We start from the raw sequence: 16,226 nt of genomic DNA on the forward strand, positions 1-16,226 counted from the left end.
TACCCAGGTACCGTAGGCCAATCGGTGCTCGCTGGCCGCCACGGTTTCGCCCGCGGCGCCCGATTTTTTGTTATCGTCCCGCTGGCCGAAGCCACGATAGCCAAGCCGAAATCACGTATGCTATAGCCCTAGAGGACAGGATCGGCTTGGCCAAATGACGTTGTCGCGCAGACGATCGCCCGCACCAGTAGCGATCGCCGCTGCACTGGTTCTTTTCGTTCAGGCATTCGTAAGCGGTGCGGGAATCGGCGCGCAGGCCGCCGCCGGGCCGCGCGATGCTTTCGGCAACATCTTGTGCACCGCCGATGCGGGAACCACTTCACACAGCGGATCGCATAGCGGCGGCTATGATTGCGACTGCTGCCTGTCCGGCTGCGATTTCGCAACGGCGATCATTCCCGAAGCGAACAGCGTCGAGCCGCTGTTGAACGCCTTCCTGATCACCTCCGACAGCAAGCGTTTTTCCGATGCATTGGTCCGGCGTTACGAGCTTCAGCCGCTCAGCTCACGCGGTCCCCCCTGACTGGAAACCGGCGGAAGCAACCGTGGCGGTTGCAGGATCGCTTCTAGATCTCGACCAATCTCCAATTCAATTCGGGCCGGCCTAGTCCGCCCACCATAAGGAAATGAACCATGCGCAATATCGTTCTCGCAACCGCATTTGCAGCCCTCTCCTCCGTCGCGCTTTCGGACGCCGCGTATGCCCATGCCCATCTCGAAGCGGCGCAACCGCCGATCAACGGGACTGTCAAGGAAGCGCCTACGGAGCTCGACCTCAAGTTCAGCGAGGAGCTCAACCTGAAGTTCACCGGCGTGAAGGTCACCGGACCCGATAAGAAGGCGGTCAAGACCGACAATGACATGCTGATGGACGGCGATAAGACCTTCATGGTCAATCTACCCGCAGGCCTTGCTGCCGGTACCTACAAGGTCGAGTGGCATGCGCTGTCGCAGGACGGCCACAAGACGCATGGCGACTACAAGTTCACCGTGAAGCCGTGATCGGCCAGAGGGGGCACGATTCGTGCCCCCTCGTTCGCTCCGCCCGATGATGGACCACCCTACGTCCGATCGCCCGGCCGCCCGATGACGCCGGACACCCTGCTCATGGCCTGCCGCTTCGTTCACGATGCGGCGCTGATGCTGCTATGGGGCGGCTTCGGCTATCTCACAACGCTTGTCCCGCGACGTCTGGCCGAGCCGGTGGCGGAGAGGTTGACGATCTTTCGCCTTGCGGCGGTCAGCCTGGCCCTGGTCACGACATGCGCGGCATTGCCGCTGCAGGCCGCGATGATCGGCGATGGCTGGCCGGATGCCGTCAACGGACAGGTGCTCGGCGACATCGTTGTCTCGACGAGCGTCGGCACGGCGTGGCTTTTGCAACTGTCCGCTGCCGGCGCGCTGGCGATCGCGCAGAGCGCTTCCGCCCGCCTTGCGCCAATGGCGACGGCTGCGACGGCGGCCCTGGCTTTGGCCAGCCTCGCGCTCACTGGACACGCCGTCATGCAGGACGGCTGGCAAGGCGTTGTCCATCCGCTCAACGACATCCTGCACGTGCTTGCCGCCGGCGCATGGTTCGGCGCCCTACTGCCGCTTGTGCTCGTGCTGGCCAGATTCGGCCGGCCGCCATTCCGGGCGGAGACCGCGACAGCGCTTCGCCGTTTTTCGACGGCCGGCCACTGGGCGGTCGCGCTGGCGATCCTCTCCGGCATCGGCAACAGCCTTTTCATCGTCGGCTGGCCGCTCGGCTGGAGTTCGACCTACCAGGCGTTGTTGACGGCGAAGATCGCTGTCGTGCTCGTCATGACGTCGGTGGCGATTCTCAACCGCTATCGGTTTGTGCCCCGCATCGGCCGCGACCGAGCCTCCGCGCTCGCGGCAATCCGGACGGGCACGCTGGTCGAGATCGGCCTCGGCCTTGCCGCCATCCTGCTTGTTGCGATCTTTGGCATGCTCGATCCGAACGGCGGGGAGTGATCCTACCTAATGGCGGAGCCCGATTGTTCCGCGGTATGGGCTCGTCCGCAAAGGCGGGCGAGCCCGTTCGAGCGTCAGGCTCCCGCCGGCTGAAGACCAGCTTCCTTGAAGCGCTTCGGCACCAAGCAGTCGATGATGGCGAAGACGACGATCGCGATGCCAGTCAGCGGAAAGAGAGCCGAAACCGCAAGCGCGATCACTATGATCGCCACCGGCGCCCGGTAGTTCTTCGGATAAAGCGGCGCGCCGAGGCGCCCCGTGGGGCGGCGCTTCCACCACATCACGACGCCGGACAACGCCATGGCGATGACGGAGAGGCAAAACAGCACGTTGAGCGCCGTGTTCCACCAGCCGAGATTGGCCTGGTGCAGGGCAATACCCACCGCCATCGCCTTGCCGGCCAGACCGTAGTCGGCGAAGCGCACGTCGGCGAGGATCTTGCCGGTGTAGCGGTCGATATGCACAGTGCGGTCGCCGAACGGGTTCTTGGTGTCGGCATCCATCGAGTCGGCCGAGATCGTGTACACGCCGCCGTCGTCCTGCGGCGCGTTGATGCGAAACTGCTCGGTGAATCCATTGGCACGGGCGTAGGCGGCGACCGTGTCGAGATTGACGGAACCCATCTGCAGCCCGGCGGAACCCGCCTGCGAACCCGACATCGGCATCGGCGTCTGCTCCAGCGCCCAGGGCACTTCCTTCATCGCGCCATGGTTCATCGAGGCATGGGTCTTGTCGGACAGCGGAACATTGTCCCATTTCGCCGCCGGAAAGGTGCTCCAGGCCTGCATGATCTTGGTGCCCCAGATGCCGGTCCAGGAAAGACCGGAGAGCAGAAAGAAGAACAGCACGATCGAGATGTAGAAGCCCAGGGAGACGTGGATTTCCTTCCAGAACGAGCGCCCCCGCGCGGAGAGATTCGGGAACAGCACCTTGCCGAGCGAACGTCCGTTGCGCGGCCACCACATATAGAGCCCGGTGAGGATCAGCACGATGCCGAGGCCGGCGGCAACCTCGATCAGACGATCGCCGACATCGCCTAGCAGCAGCGTGCCGTGGATGTTGTCTGCCCAGTAGAACCAGGTATCATCCTTGACGATTGTATCCAGCGCCTTGGCGCCATGCGGATCGACGGCGACCACATTGTCCTTGCCGTTGCCGTTGACGATGAAGACGGTGGCGCGATCATCCTCCTTCGGCACCACCATCAGCTTCAGCGCGCCGCCGGAAATCGCCGCGACGGCCGCTTGCGACTGCGCCTCGTAGGAAGCGCGCTCGCCAACCGGCGCCACGTAGTGCTTGGCGCCGAGAAAGGTCTCGATCGAATTGCCGTAGACCATGATGAGGCCGGTGCAGGCGAGCACCAGCAGGAACGGGATGACATAGAGGCCGGCATAGAAATGCCAGCGCCAGATGGCGCGATAGAGCCTTGTGCTGACAGCCACGTCCGGCTGTGTCGCAAGCGTTGCGGTAGACATGATAACCTCTCCAGGAAGGCGGTCCGAGCGGCCGCCGTTGCAATGTTTTGAAGGGGGAACAGCCGCGTCCGGGACGCGGCCGTGCTATTTCAGTCGCGTCCGATGCCAGGCAGCACATGGTGGACGGGAACAGCCAGTTGGCCGAACAGCCATGCCACCACGAAGGCGTCAAAGACATCGAGGCCGTTGCGCTGCAGATCGAACAGCCGCGCGCCCGGTTCGGGAGACTGCCGGACAACCCAGGCGAACACGGCAAGGCCGGACGCCGCACCCGTGGCGAAGGTCAGTCCGAACTGCACCCAGGGACTGGAGCTTGTGCACTGGCCCGGTCTCATGCCGAGCCGCCGATCAGCCGACGCAGCTTCTGCACCCGCATCGCCATCTCCTCACCGTAAGAGATCGTCCCGCTGAACTGCCCTTCGGCATCCATCAGGAACATTGTCGCGGTGTGGTCCATGGTGTAGTCGCCGTCGTCGGTCGGCACCTTCCTGTAGTAGATACGGTATTCCTTGCCGATGGCGGCGATCTCGGCCTCCGTTCCGGTAAGCCCGGTAATGTGCTTGTCGAAGGACTGCAGGTAGCGCGCCATGAATTCCGGCGTATCCCGCGTCGGATCGACGGAGACGAACAGCACCCTGAGCTTGTCGGCATCAGGGCCGAGGGTCTTGAGCGCCTCCGTCGTCTCCCACAGCGTCGTCGGGCAGACTTCCGGGCAGCGCGTGAAGCCGAAGACGATCGCGAACGGCTTGCCGCGCAGGTCGGCGTCCGAAAGCTTCTCCCCGGTCTGGGTGGTGAGCGTGAACGGCCCGCCGATCGGCGAGACGTTCCGCTGCACCAGCCTTGGCCAGACAAGCATTGCGGTTATCCCGACCAGCATAAGCGCCAGGCAGGCGAGCGCGATGATCGAGCCCAATCGCGTTGCGGGACGAGCACTATTCGCCGTGGTCGTCATGCGCGCCTCCCATGGCGTCGACGGCGTATTCGACCTCGACCGTGCCCACCTTCTCGAAGGTTAGCGTGCCCTTGAAGGGCTGGCCCTGTTTGACCGGCTGCTTCAGGTCCATGAACATGATGTGGAACGAGCCGGGCTTGAGCGTGACCTCACCGCCGGCCGGTATCTCCAACCCGTCGGCGAGTTGCTTCATGGTCATGACGCCCTGGGCGTCCACAGCCATTTCGTGGACTTGCGTCATGCCGGCTATGTCGCCGGTTGCCGAGACGAGGCGATCGGCCGTCGATCCATGGTTCTTCAGCGTGAAGTAGCCGGCGGCAACCGCCGCACCTTCAGGTGTGGCACGCGACCAGGGATGGACGATCTCGATATCGCCGGCCTTGAACTCATGTGCCCACAAGGAGTGGGTTGTTGCGAAAATCAGTGCCAGCGTGAAAACGGCGATGCCTAGCCGTTCCTCGAACGAACGAAATCGGCCGAGCGGATGGGCAAACGAAAGCGTGCGCGCGAAAGCGCGGAATGGATGTTGCATCTGGATTGCTCCCAAGGCGGTCCCACCGATTTGACGGCGGAATCCGAAGCCTTTGATCTTGAAGGGTGATGTCCCGCCTACGCGGGTCGCCGATCAGACCAATATTGGGGGAGCGCGGGGATTGCCGGGCCGATAGCCCTGCTCGTTGAGGTCTATCGTCTTGGGGTGGGTGAACGCCAGTCGCTCGGCGATGCGCAGACCTGGCGCGATCTGGCCAACATTCGTCGGCGCGGCCACGCCCGGCCAGAACATGCTGCAGGCAAAGGTGCAGCAGGACGGGACTTTGGAGTGATCCGGCGAACTGTTGCCGCCCGAACCGTCATGACCCGGACCGTTGAGGCAGAGCGGATTGCCGAAAGCATCCAGTTGCTGCCCAGCGCCAACCGCGCCGAGCGCGAAGGCGCCGACGACGGATTGGACGACAAGCACCAGCGCAAGCGCTAGCGCTCCAATCAGCCCTGCTCTCCTGGTGCGATAGCCCACAAACGGCCTCCAATGACCGATACCTATCATCACGCCGGAGTGATCAGAAATACTTTCCAAAGGTGCGGCGATTTGTGCAGGCCGTTTTGCGGCACCAAACGGCCTACGATTGGGCGATGGGGTTTGGACCCTGAGGGCAAGAATTTGCCTATGAACGCAATTCTGGCGACGGCAAGGGTCACGCAAGTCTTATTTCTCGGGACGATCGACTGCCGCTGTTTTGACTCGCGCCCTTTCGATGATGTGGCGCCGCTTGGAACGAATTTCAGTGGTATCGACAGTTCGCTTGGTCAGCTTCGCCATACTCGGGCGCCTCCTGAAAGATGCCGCGTGTAAGCAAAGCGTAAGCACGGCAGGGCAGGGTTTCGGCCGCCCTGTCGTAGCCTCGGCGCCTATCGAATTCAAATTTGTTTTGTGATTTCAGTGGCATAGCGCACAATCGGATAGAAACGGATAGTTTCGGCGAAAGCCATTATCCATTCTCCGAAGGCAGCACCTAGCTCCCCTCACAGCGTCTCCCTTATCGCCGCCGCCAACCTCTCCACCCCGTCCCGCATCTGCGCCGCGTCACACGCCGCATAGCCCAGCACCAGCCCTTGGGTCGGCGCCGTGTCCTGGAAATATTTCGACAGCGGCGAGACGTTGATCGCCCTTCTTGCCGCGGCCTGGCTGACCTTGATGTCGTCTATGCCTGGCTTGAGGTAGCCCACCACCTGGATGCCGGCTTCGGCGGGGGAGAGGGTGATCTCGTCGCGGAGACGTTCCGCAACAATGTCGCGAAAAAGCTGGCGGCGCTGGGCGTAGATGCGGCGCATGCGCTTCAGATGCCGGCTCATATGGCCTTCGGTGATGAAATCGGCCAAGGCGGCCTGCAAGAGCAGCGGGGCGAACTGGCCGGTGGTGGAGAGCGCGTTGACGATGCGGCCGGCGAGCTCCACGGGAAGCACCATGAAGCCGAGGCGAAGTGCGGGGAACAGGAGCTTGGCGAAGGTGCCGACATAGATGACGCGGCCGGAGCGGTCCATGCTCTGGATCGCCGGCACGGGGCGGCCTTGAAAGCGGTATTCGCCGTCGAAATCGTCCTCGATCACCCAGGCGTTCGCGGTTTCGGCGATGTCGAGCAGGCGCAGCCGCTCCTCCATGCGCATGGTGATGCCGAGCGGATGCTGGCAGGCCGGCGTCACATAGATGAGGCGGGGCGAAAAGTTTGGAGTGTCTAAGCGCCAGCCGCGCTCCTGGTCGACCGGGATGGGCAGGATCCTTGCGCCGGCCACGGTGAAGGCGGCCTTGGCGCCGTAATAGCCGGGCTCCTCCATCCACACCGTGTCGCCGGGATCGAGCAAAAGGCGCGCGAGAAGGTCGAAAGCTGCCTGCGCGCCGGTGGTGACGACGATCTGCTCGGGCCTGCAGCGCACGCCGCGCGCGGAGAAGAGGTAGCCGGCGATCGCGTCCTTCAGCGCCGGATGGCCGGTGACATCATAGGTGCCGAACAGCGTCTCGCCGCCATGGCTGGCGCGGCGCGCCACCAGCCGGCCCCAGACGCCGAAGGGAAAGCTTTGCGCATCCGGCATGCCGGGGTGGAAAGCGACGTGACCCGGCCTGCCGTGATGGTAGGGCTGGCTGAGCAGTTGCTGGCCGCGCAGCGAGGGCTGGCGCAGCGGCACCGGCGGCTCCTCCGCCGGCGTTTCGCGCGGGCCGTCGGGCAGGTCGACGATGACCGGGCGGGCGCCCTGGCGGTTGGCAAGATAGCCTTCGGTGACGAGCTGGTCGTAAGCGGTAACGATTGTGTTGCGGCCAAGGCCAAGCTCGGCGGCCAAGGCGCGGGTGGAGGGCAGCTCCGAGCCCGGGGGAAGCGCGCGGCTGCGGATGATGGCGACGAGGCCGTGATAGAGCTGGCGCGAGAGATGCTCGGGGCTCGCGCGGTTGACCGCCAGCATGTCGAGGGGGAAGGCCTGGGGCTTGGGGTGCGAGCGCATGGGTGGTTAGCCGTCGCGGCATTGGCGTGCCGAGACACGCATCCGTGGGGCGGTCGAGTTCCTTCGCCCCCCTCTCTGTCCTGCCGGACATCTCCCCCGCAAGGGGGGAGATCGGATGTCGCGCAGGCTTTCGCCAATCGCCAACGTCGCAAAAGGGCGCGCGACGGCGAAGCTGCCGATCTCCCCCCTTGAGGGGGAGATGCCCGGCAGGGCAGAGAGGGGGGCCTTGCGCCACCGCTCGATGATTTCCAGATTTTCCATCCTCCCCATCCTGCCATAGCTACCCGCCGACACAAACTGGTTCCTTCATTTTCCGGAAAACTGGCCCTCGCGGGGGAGACAGAGCGGGATAGACTTCCCGCGCTGACGTTGGGGTAAGACGTCGGAGACGAGGCAAGTTGGGCAGGGTGCTGGGAGGGCGTCCTGCCAAACGAAACGGCGGGGTTTCGCGCCCCGTCGCCAGCAATCGCAGCCATCTCCTCCCGAGACCAGACATCCCGCAGCCGTCCCCGGCTGCGGGGCGGAAAGCGAGCAATGACGACAGTTCGACTTGGCATAAACCCGATCACCTGGAGCAATGACGACGTGCCGGAACTGGGCGGCGACACGCCGCTCGAGACCTGCCTGAGCGAAACCGCGGAAGCCGGCTATGCCGGCACCGAGCTCGGCGGCAAGTTCCCGCGCGACAGCCGCGCGCTCAGGCCCATCCTCGACCATTACGGGCTGGCGCTGGTCTCCGGCTGGTATGACGGGCGCATCTGCGAAAAGGATGTGGACGAGGAATTCGAGGCGATCCGGCCGCATCTGACGCTGCTTCGGGATCTCGGCGCCCGGCGCGTCGTCTATGCCGACACCTCGCGCGGCCGGCATGGCGCGATCCACGACCCGATCTCGCAGCGGCCGAAGCTGATGGACGGGGAATGGAAGGCCTATGGCGCCAAGATCACCCGGCTCGCCGAGCGTTTTTCCGATTTCGGCGTCGGCATGGCCTTCCACCACCACATGGGCACGATCGTCGAGACCGACGCGGAGATCGACAGGTTGATGCACACAACCGGCGAGGCGGTCGGCCTGCTTTACGATACCGGGCACTGCGCCTTTTCGGGCGGCGACCCGGAGCGATTGCTGCGCCGGCATGTCGAGCGCGTCGTGCATGTGCATTGCAAGGATGTGCGCCCGGCGGCGCTGAAGAAGGCGCGCGACGCCGACATGAGCTTCATGGGCGCGGTGATGGAAGGCATCTTCACCGTGCCGGGCGACGGCGCGATCGACTATCCGACGCTGCTGAAGATCCTCGCCGACCAGGGCTATTCCGGCTGGCTGGTGGTCGAAGCCGAGCAGGATCCGGCCAAGGCGCACCCCTTGACCTATGCCACGATGGGCTACCGCAATCTGAAGCGATTGGCGCAAGGCGCGGGCTTCTACGTGCACGAGCGCGCAAACGAGGTCCGCCATGCCGGCTGAACGCAAGGTCGTCATCAACATCGACGATGTCGGCATGTGCCACGGCGCCAATGTCGCCTATCTGAAGCTGAAGCGCGCCGGCGCGGTCGACAGCGGCTCGGTGATGGTGCCTTGCCCGTGGTTCCTCGAGATCGCCGAAGAAGGCGCGAAAGACGCTTCGCTCAATCTCGGCGTCCACATCACGCTGACCTCCGAGAAGAAATATTACCGCTGGCGGCCGCTGACCAAGGCGAGCCAGGCGTCGGGCATCGTCGATAGCGACGGCTATCTGTTCCGCTCCGTGCCGGAATTGCGCGCCAAGGGCGAGCCGGAAGCCGTGGAGGCCGAGATGCGGGCGCAGATCGACGCGGCATTGGCCGCCGGGCTCTCGCTCACCCATATCGACGGCCATATGGGCGCGGTGTTCTCGCCGGAATTCGTCGACCGCTATGCAGCGGTCGGCATCGACTACGGCCTGCCGACTTTGTTTCCGAAAAGTATTACGGTCTACGGACCGATCCATAATCTGGGCAAGCTGGACGACGGCGTCTATGCCGCGCCGGGGAAACGGCTGGAGCAAGCCGGCGAGACGCTGGCGAGCGCCGTGCTGGAAACGCCCTGGCATCGCAACCAGCCGGCCCGCGCGCGCTATGAGGCCCTGTTCAACCAGATCGGCGAAGGGCTCAATTTCCTTTGCCTGCACGCCAATGCGCCGGGCGAGATCGAGGAGATCGAACCCAACTCGGCGCAGATCCGCATCGACGAATTCGACCTGCTTCCAGACCCGGACTTCATGGCCTTCGTGGAAGGATTGTCCATCCGCCGCGGCTCGCTCCGGGATTTCCGGGCATGATCATGCCCGCAAGGAGAGACCTGCAATCATGACGAAATGGCCTGACCAGGGAGGGTCGAGGCCAATACTTGGGAACACAACCACAACTGAGGAGAACCACTATGAGTGCCTTATTCTCGATCCGGAATGTGCTCGGCGCCGCGGCGCTCTCGCTTGCTTTTGCCGGCGTCGGCATTCTGCCTGCGCCAGCCCAGGTGAAGAAGGAAAGCGATGTGCGCATCGTCTTCGTCACCCACGGCCAGGCCAACGACGTCTATTGGAGCGTGGTGAAGAACGGCATGCAGGCCGCCGCCCAGCAGCTCGGCGTCAAGGTCGAATACCAGGCGCCGGAAACCTTCGACGTGGTGCGCATGGCGCGCATGATCGAGGCGGCGACCGCGTCCAAGCCGGACGGGCTGGTCGTCTCCATCCCCGACATGGACGCGCTGAAGGCGCCGGTGGAAGCGGCCAAGGCCGCCGGCATTCCGGTGGTGGTCATCGACAGCGGCGAGGAAGCGGTGGAGCCTTGGGGCCTCGACCTCTTCGTCGGCGGCGGCTCGGAATACGACAATGGCGTCAAGGCCGGCGAGATCATGGCCAAGGCCGGCGTCAAGAAGGGCATCTGCATCAACCACGAAGTCGGCAATGTCAGCCTCGACAAGCGCTGCGAAGGCTATAATGACGGGCTGAAGAAGAGCGGCGGCTCCTCCGACGTGGTCGCGGCCACGATGGACCCGACCGACGTGACGCGCCGCGTCGAAGGCTATCTCACCGCGCATGCGGACGTCACCGGCGTGCTGACGCTCGGCCCGACCGTCGCGGCGCCGCTGCTCAAGATGTTTTCGGATGCCGGCACGATCGGCAACTACAAGATCGGCACGTTCGACCTGTCGCCCGAGATCCTCGATGCCGTAGCCAAGGGCACGATGATGTTCGGCATCGACAACCAGCAATATATGATGGGCTATTATCCCGTCGTCTTCCTGACCAACAAGGCGATGTACAAGACCTTCCCGACATCCGCCGTGCGCACCGGTCCGTCCTTCATCATGAAGGATGACGCGGCCGCCGTGCGCGATCTCAGCAAGGCCGGCATCCGCTGATGCTATAATGGCTCGCCGGCGCTCTAAGATAGAGCGTGATGTCGCCTGAAAACCGCTTCACCACTTTTCGGCATCATGCTCTGGCCGGCGGGCACTTGTTGGACACGGAATCCGGACGGAAGCCAAGGCGAAGCCGCCGAACCTGCCGCTTCGGATTTTTCCTGGGGTGCCCTGGACGCTTATTGGGATGACGATCTTGACCGATGCACTGAACCCGGCCCATCCACCCGAGCCGAAGCCCGTTTCGCGAAGGCTGGTGCGCCTGATGCGGCGGCCGGAGCTCGGCGCCATCACCGGCACGGTCATCGTCTTCCTCGCTTTCGGCATCACAGCCGGCAATAGCGGCCTGTTCTCGATGGCCGGCATCGCCAATTTCCTGCAGGTGTCGGCGCAGCTCGGCATCCTTGCCGCGGCGGTCGCGCTTCTGATGATCGGCGGCGAGTTCGACCTGTCGCTGGGTTCGATGATCGGCTTTGCCAGCGTCACAATCGGGCTTTGCGTCACCCAGTTCGGGCTGTCGATCCCCGCGGCGGTGGCTATCGCCTTCGTCATCGCCATCATCGTCGGCGCTTTGAACGGCGTCCTTGTGGTGCGCACAAGGCTGCCCTCCTTCATCGTAACGCTGGCAGGCCTGTTCATCCTGCGCGGGCTGACGCTGGCCATCACGCGCACCGTCACCGGGCGCACGCAGATTCCCTATATCACCGACGGCCAGGAAGGCAGCTTCGTGGTCTGGCTGTTCGGCGGCAAGTTCGGCGCGCCGGTCTTCGCCTGGCTCGCCTCGCATGGCGTGATCGACGCCCGGCCCGACGGCTCGGCGATGGTGCAGGGCCTGTCGATGTCGATCCTGTGGTGGGTGGCGGTGACCGCCTTCGCCACATGGCTGCTGGTCAAGACGCGCTTCGGCAACTGGGTGTTCGCCGTCGGCGGCGACGACCGCGCGGCGCGCAATGTCGGCGTGCCGGTCGACCGGGTGAAGATCCTGCTGTTCATCGGCACGGCGCTGTCGGCGACGCTGTTCGCCGTCATCCAGGTGCTGGAAGCCGGCTCCGCCGACACGCTGCGCGGCACGCAGAAGGAGTTCCAGGCGATCATCGCGGCGGTGATCGGCGGCTGCCTGCTCACCGGCGGCTACGGCTCGGCGATCGGCGCCATGTTCGGCGCGCTGATCTTCGGCACGGTGGAGATGGGCATCTTCTACACCGGCATCGACACCGACTGGTTCCAGGTCTTCCTCGGCTCGATGCTGCTGATCGCCGTGCTGGTCAACAATTACGTGCGCCGCAAGGCGACGGAGGCGCGCTGACAGATGGCCGAGCCCGTTCCGCTCATCGAACTGCGCAACGTCACCCGCCGCTTCGGCTCGGTGACGGCGCTGCGCGACATGTCTTTCGCCGCGCATGCGGGCGAGGTCCACTGCCTGCTCGGCGACAACGGCGCCGGCAAGTCGACGCTGATCAAGACGCTGTCGGGCGTGCACACGCCGAGCGAAGGCCAGATGTATGTCGACGGCAAGCCGGTGACTTTTTCTTCACCAAGGCAGGCGCTGGACGCTGGCATCGCCACCGTCTTCCAGGACCTGTCGATGATCCCGCTGATGAGCATCACCCGCAACTTCTTCCTCGGACGCGAGCCGGTGAAGGGCTGGGGACCCGCCAGGCGTATCGACATGAAGGCGGCCGATGCCATCGTCTATGACGAGCTCGGCAAGATCGGCATCAATGTGCGCGACCCGCAGCAGGCGGTGGGCACGCTTTCCGGCGGCGAGCGGCAATGCGTGGCGATCGCGCGCGCCGTCTATCACGGGGCGCGGGTGCTGATCCTCGACGAGCCGACCTCGGCGCTCGGCGTCCACCAGGCCTCGATCGTGCTGCGCTATGTGGCGCAGGCGCGCCAGCGTGGGCTCGCCGTCATCTTCATCACCCACAACATCCACCACGCCTATCCGATCGGCGATGTCTTCACCATGCTCAACCGCGGCCGTTCGCTCGGCACGTTCCGCAAGGGCGAGATCACCGAGAAGGAGGTGCTCGACATGATGGCCGGCGGCCGCGAGATCCGCGAATTGCAGCAGGAACTGGAGCGCTTCACCAAGCCGGGATCCGGCGCGGAAGCGGCTACTCACTGAGGCATTACAGAAGGTAGAAAAATGATCGACGCCGCATTGTTCGGCGCCGGGCTGATCGGCTCGGTGCATGCGAAAAACCTTGCCCGGCATCCGGGGGTGCGCCTGCGCACTATCGTCGACCCGCGCCGCGACGCGGCTGAGCGCATCGCCACCGGAACAGGCGCCGAGATCGCCGACACCGCAACCGTGATGAACGACCCGTCGATCAAGGCCGTGGTGATCGCTTCCGCCACCCGCACCCATGCCGACCTGATCGTCGAGGCCGCCGCCAAGGGAAAGGCGATCTTCTGCGAAAAGCCGATCGACCTCGACATCGCCCGCACCGACCAGTGCCTGGCGGTGGTCGAGAAGGCCGGGGTGCCGCTGCAGATCGGCTTCAACCGGCGCTTCGATCCGTCCTTCGCCGCCGTGAAGCGAAGGATCGAGGCCGGCGAGATCGGCGCGGTCGAGCAGGTGATCATAACCAGCCGCGACCCGGAGGCGGAGACCGAGGAGGCGCTGGCCGGCGGCGGCGGCGTGTTCCGCGAGATGACCATCCATGATTTCGACATGGCGCGTTTCCTGCTCGGCGAAGAGCCGGTGGAGCTCTTCGCGACCGGATCGTCGCTGGTCGCGCCCTACTACGCAAAACTCGGCGATTACGACACGGCGATGTTCATCCTGCGCACCGCGTCAGGCCGGCAGTGCCACATCAACAACAGCGTGCGCGCCGTCTATGGCTACGACCAGCGCATCGAGGTGCATGGCTCGAAGGGCATGCTGCAGGCCGGCAATCGCACCCCGACCTCTGTCAGTCTCAGCGGCGAGAACGGGATCGCCGCAGACCGGCCGCTTTATTTCTTCGTCGAGCGCTATGCCCAATCCTACGAGGCGGAGATCGACCATTTCATCCAGTCGGTCGCCGCAGGGCGGAAGCCTGCGGTCGGTGCGGCGGACGGGCGCAAGGCGATGATCCTGTGCGAGGCAGCACTTGCCTCGGCTAAGTCCGGCCGCTTCGAGCCGGCCCGATTCTAAGGCGTGACGCCTTGCCCGCTGCCCTGTCTCACATCGACCCAGCGCTGCTCCTGGAACGAGCGCGCCATGGCATGCACGGTGCGCTCGATCTCCAGCCCCTCGTCGAAGTCGATGATGCGGGCCGGCCTGCCGGCGATGCGCATCAAGAGCTCGCGGCATTCGATCATCTTGAGGTCGTTGAAGCCGAGGCCGTGGCCGGGCGCCGGCAGGAAGGAATCGTAAGGCTTGTGGTGCGGCGCGACCAGGACGGTGCGGTAGCCCTGTTCGGTCGGCCGGTCGGCGGTGAGGTAGAGCTGGAATTCGTTCATCCGCTCCTGGTCGTAGAGGATCGAGCCCTTCGAGCCGAAAATCTGGATGGCGATGCGGCCCTTGCGGCCCCAGGCCGAGCGATTGACCATGAGCGTGCCGGCAACGCCGTTTTCCAGATGCATCAAGACGCTGGCGATGTCGTAGGTCTCGACCGCGCGGCGGGCGCCGGAAGCGGTCTTGCGGTCGGCATAGGGTTTGACCATGTCGCACATGACGCGGGAAACACGGCCGAACAGCGCCTTGATCAGCGACAGCGGATGGACGGCGAAATCGTCGAGCGCGCCATAACCGGACGAAGCCTCGTGCTTCCAGAAGAACAGCGCTTCCGGGTCGGCCATGAAATCCTCGTCCATCTCGATGCGCACGAGGTTGACGTCGCCGATGATCTTTTCCGCCAACAGCGCGCCGATGTGGCGGATGGCGGGGTTCTGGATGTAGTTGTAGCCGAGCACGGCGACCCTGCCGGATTGCTTGGCCGCGGCGGCCATGGTCTCGGCCTCGGCGAAACTCGGCGCCATCGGCTTCTCGCACCACAGATGTTTGCCGGCTTCGAGGATGGCGATCGCCATTTCGGGGTGGAACTGGTTGGGCGTGGTCAGCGAGACGATTTCGACGTCCGGATCCTCGACCACGGCGCGCCAGTCGCCGGAGCCTTTTGCGAAGCCGAATTCGCCGGCCTTGCGCCGGGCAAGCTCGTCATTCACCTCGCCCAGATGCACCAGTTTCGGCTTCTCGACATCGGGAAAGACCGTGCCCACCGCATTCCAGGCGATGGCGTGGCACTTGCCCATGAAGCCCGTGCCGATGAGGCCCACTCCGACCATGTCGATTGTCTCCGCGCCAGAGCAATTCCAGGAAAAGTGCCGAGCGGTTTTCCGTCCGGAATTGCGTCAACAAACAGATGGAGCGGTTGCGTGAAAGCGGAATCGCTCCGGGGAAATACTGATGTGGATGAATTAGTCCATTTTGGTAAAGAATGGAACATCCAAATCATTTTTTATGGTGTTCTTGCGCGAACTCGTTATGATGAGGCAGGAGAGGGGCAAACCTTATGGGCGTGGGCGGAGCGACGATGGACGAACGGGTGCCTCGCGATTTCGAAACGCTGCGCGCGACGATCCTGGACAGGCGCGCGAGCCTGCCCAAGCGCATCGCGCAGATCGCCGCCTATGCGCTCGACAACCCCGACGACATCGCTTTCGGCACGGCGGCAAGCATCGCGGCCTCGGCCGGCGTTCAGCCCTCGACGCTGATCCGTTTTGCCCAGCAGCTCGGCTTCGACGGATTCACCAGCCTGCAGCAGGTTTTCCGCGAGCGGCTGCGCGAACGCAACTCCTCCTATGACGAGCGGCTGGCGGCGCTGCGCGCCAAGGCCGAGGACGGCGGCGGGCATCGGGCGATCTTCGACGGCTTCGTCGCCGCCGCCAGCACCTCGCTGGGCGATATTTCTCGCGCGCTCAACGACGCGCATTTCGAAGAAGCGGTGGCGCTTCTGGCGAAAGCCGAGACGATCTATGTTCTGGCCAAGCGCCGATCCTATCCGGTGGCGTCCTACATCGCCTATGCGCTGGGCAAGCTCAAGATCCGCAACCAGCTGGTGGAATCGGCCGCAGGGCTCAACGCCGAGATGATCGGCTTCGCCACGCCGCGCGACGCCGTCATCGCCATCAGCTTCTCGCCTTACGCGCCGGCAACCATCGACGAGACACGCTCGATCGCGGAACAGGGCGTGCCGATCGTGGCCATCACCGACTCGTCCTTCTCGCCGCTGGCGCAGTTCGCCAAGGTCTGGTTCGAGGTCGCCGAGGCCGATTTCGGCGGTTTCCGCTCGATCTCGGCAACGATGGCGCTGGCCATGGCGCTGACCGTCGCCGTCGGCGAGAAGCGCCGCGAAGCCGGGCGCCGGCGCAAGGGCTGAGCCTCGCCGAGGAGCGCTTTTCGGCATGGGAACGCTCATTCCATATTGACTGTAGATTGGAATTAATATTTCATATTGACGACA

At 64.4% G+C, this 16,226-nt stretch carries 17 protein-coding genes; 10 read left to right on the forward strand and 7 right to left on the reverse strand.

The genetic code is table 11. The annotated features are described in order from the left end of the window. The first annotated feature begins 154 nt into the window (after positions 1-154). The 3 genes from FJ424_RS18205 to copD all read left to right on the forward strand — a co-directional run bounded on the left by FJ424_RS18205 (position 155) and on the right by copD (position 1,977). Positions 155-523 carry a hypothetical protein gene (locus FJ424_RS18205; RefSeq protein WP_140655858.1) on the forward strand — a complete coding sequence of 123 codons (369 nt, stop codon included), beginning with the start codon at positions 155-157 and terminating at the stop codon, positions 521-523. 110 nt (positions 524-633) lie between these two features. Continuing rightward, positions 634-1,002 (forward strand): copper homeostasis periplasmic binding protein CopC, encoded by a 369-nt coding sequence (gene copC, locus FJ424_RS18210; RefSeq protein ID WP_140647744.1) that lies wholly within the window; start codon positions 634-636, stop codon positions 1,000-1,002. An 84-nt stretch (positions 1,003-1,086) separates the two neighbouring features. Further along, a complete protein-coding gene (gene copD / locus FJ424_RS18215) occupies positions 1,087-1,977 on the forward strand; it encodes a copper homeostasis membrane protein CopD (protein ID WP_140655855.1) in 891 nt (296 codons plus the stop codon). A gap of 74 nt (positions 1,978-2,051) precedes the next feature. Here the strand turns inward: copD and FJ424_RS18220 are convergent, their stop codons facing one another. The 6 genes from FJ424_RS18220 to FJ424_RS18245 form a co-directional block, all read right to left on the reverse strand. Next, the gene (locus FJ424_RS18220) at positions 2,052-3,452 is read right to left on the reverse strand and encodes a PepSY domain-containing protein (protein ID WP_140655852.1); all 1,401 of its coding nucleotides are present in this window, start codon (positions 3,450-3,452) and stop codon (positions 2,052-2,054) included. Positions 3,453-3,541: 89 nt separating this feature from the next. Beyond that, complete coding sequence (locus FJ424_RS18225) at positions 3,542-3,787, reverse strand: hypothetical protein (protein WP_140655849.1); 246 nt, start codon at positions 3,785-3,787, stop codon at positions 3,542-3,544. Then, positions 3,784-4,404, reverse strand: a complete 621-nt coding sequence (locus FJ424_RS18230) for an SCO family protein (protein WP_140655846.1) — start codon at positions 4,402-4,404, stop codon at positions 3,784-3,786. The genes FJ424_RS18225 and FJ424_RS18230 overlap by 4 nt, the downstream gene beginning before the upstream one ends. Next, positions 4,385-4,936: a copper chaperone PCu(A)C gene (locus tag FJ424_RS18235; protein ID WP_140655844.1), complete on the reverse strand. Its 552-nt coding sequence runs from the start codon at positions 4,934-4,936 to the stop codon at positions 4,385-4,387. Before FJ424_RS18235 ends, FJ424_RS18230 begins: the two co-directional genes overlap by 20 nt. A gap of 93 nt (positions 4,937-5,029) precedes the next feature. After that, positions 5,030-5,419 carry a hypothetical protein gene (locus FJ424_RS18240; RefSeq protein ID WP_140655841.1) on the reverse strand — a complete coding sequence of 130 codons (390 nt, stop codon included), beginning with the start codon at positions 5,417-5,419 and terminating at the stop codon, positions 5,030-5,032. A 506-nt stretch (positions 5,420-5,925) separates the two neighbouring features. After that, entirely contained in the window at positions 5,926-7,395 is a 1,470-nt protein-coding gene (locus FJ424_RS18245; protein WP_140655838.1) for a PLP-dependent aminotransferase family protein, read from the reverse strand. A gap of 534 nt (positions 7,396-7,929) precedes the next feature. On the opposite strand from FJ424_RS18245, the gene iolE reads away from it, so the two are divergent. The 6 genes from iolE (at position 7,930) to iolG (ending at position 13,915) form a co-directional block, all read left to right on the forward strand. Further along, the gene (gene iolE, locus FJ424_RS18255) at positions 7,930-8,859 is read left to right on the forward strand and encodes a myo-inosose-2 dehydratase (protein WP_140659505.1); all 930 of its coding nucleotides are present in this window, start codon (positions 7,930-7,932) and stop codon (positions 8,857-8,859) included. After that, a complete protein-coding gene (locus FJ424_RS18260) occupies positions 8,849-9,691 on the forward strand; it encodes a polysaccharide deacetylase family protein (protein ID WP_140659506.1) in 843 nt (280 codons plus the stop codon). The genes iolE and FJ424_RS18260 overlap by 11 nt, the downstream gene beginning before the upstream one ends. A 101-nt stretch (positions 9,692-9,792) precedes the next feature. Continuing rightward, entirely contained in the window at positions 9,793-10,773 is a 981-nt protein-coding gene (locus tag FJ424_RS18265) for a sugar ABC transporter substrate-binding protein (protein WP_140659507.1), read from the forward strand. 196 nt (positions 10,774-10,969) lie between these two features. Beyond that, positions 10,970-12,079, forward strand: a complete 1,110-nt coding sequence (locus tag FJ424_RS18270) for an ABC transporter permease (RefSeq protein ID WP_246677281.1) — start codon at positions 10,970-10,972, stop codon at positions 12,077-12,079. Between the two features lie 3 nt (positions 12,080-12,082). Beyond that, positions 12,083-12,901, forward strand: a complete 819-nt coding sequence (locus FJ424_RS18275; protein ID WP_140659509.1) for an ATP-binding cassette domain-containing protein — start codon at positions 12,083-12,085, stop codon at positions 12,899-12,901. A 21-nt stretch (positions 12,902-12,922) separates the two neighbouring features. Then, complete coding sequence (iolG, locus tag FJ424_RS18280) at positions 12,923-13,915, forward strand: inositol 2-dehydrogenase (protein ID WP_140659510.1); 993 nt, start codon at positions 12,923-12,925, stop codon at positions 13,913-13,915. On the opposite strand, the gene FJ424_RS18285 is transcribed toward iolG, so the two are convergent. Continuing rightward, positions 13,912-15,048 (reverse strand): Gfo/Idh/MocA family oxidoreductase, encoded by a 1,137-nt coding sequence (locus tag FJ424_RS18285; protein ID WP_140659511.1) that lies wholly within the window; start codon positions 15,046-15,048, stop codon positions 13,912-13,914. The genes iolG and FJ424_RS18285 overlap by 4 nt on opposite strands. Before the next feature lie 248 nt (positions 15,049-15,296). Between FJ424_RS18285 and FJ424_RS18290 the strand changes: the two genes are divergently transcribed. Next, positions 15,297-16,142, forward strand: coding sequence for a MurR/RpiR family transcriptional regulator (locus tag FJ424_RS18290; protein WP_181166886.1), 846 nt, complete (start codon positions 15,297-15,299; stop codon positions 16,140-16,142). Positions 16,143-16,226 lie beyond the last annotated feature (84 nt).

Source organism: Mesorhizobium sp. B3-1-8 (assembly GCF_006439495.1).
Taxonomy (GTDB): Bacteria; Pseudomonadota; Alphaproteobacteria; order Rhizobiales; family Rhizobiaceae; genus Mesorhizobium.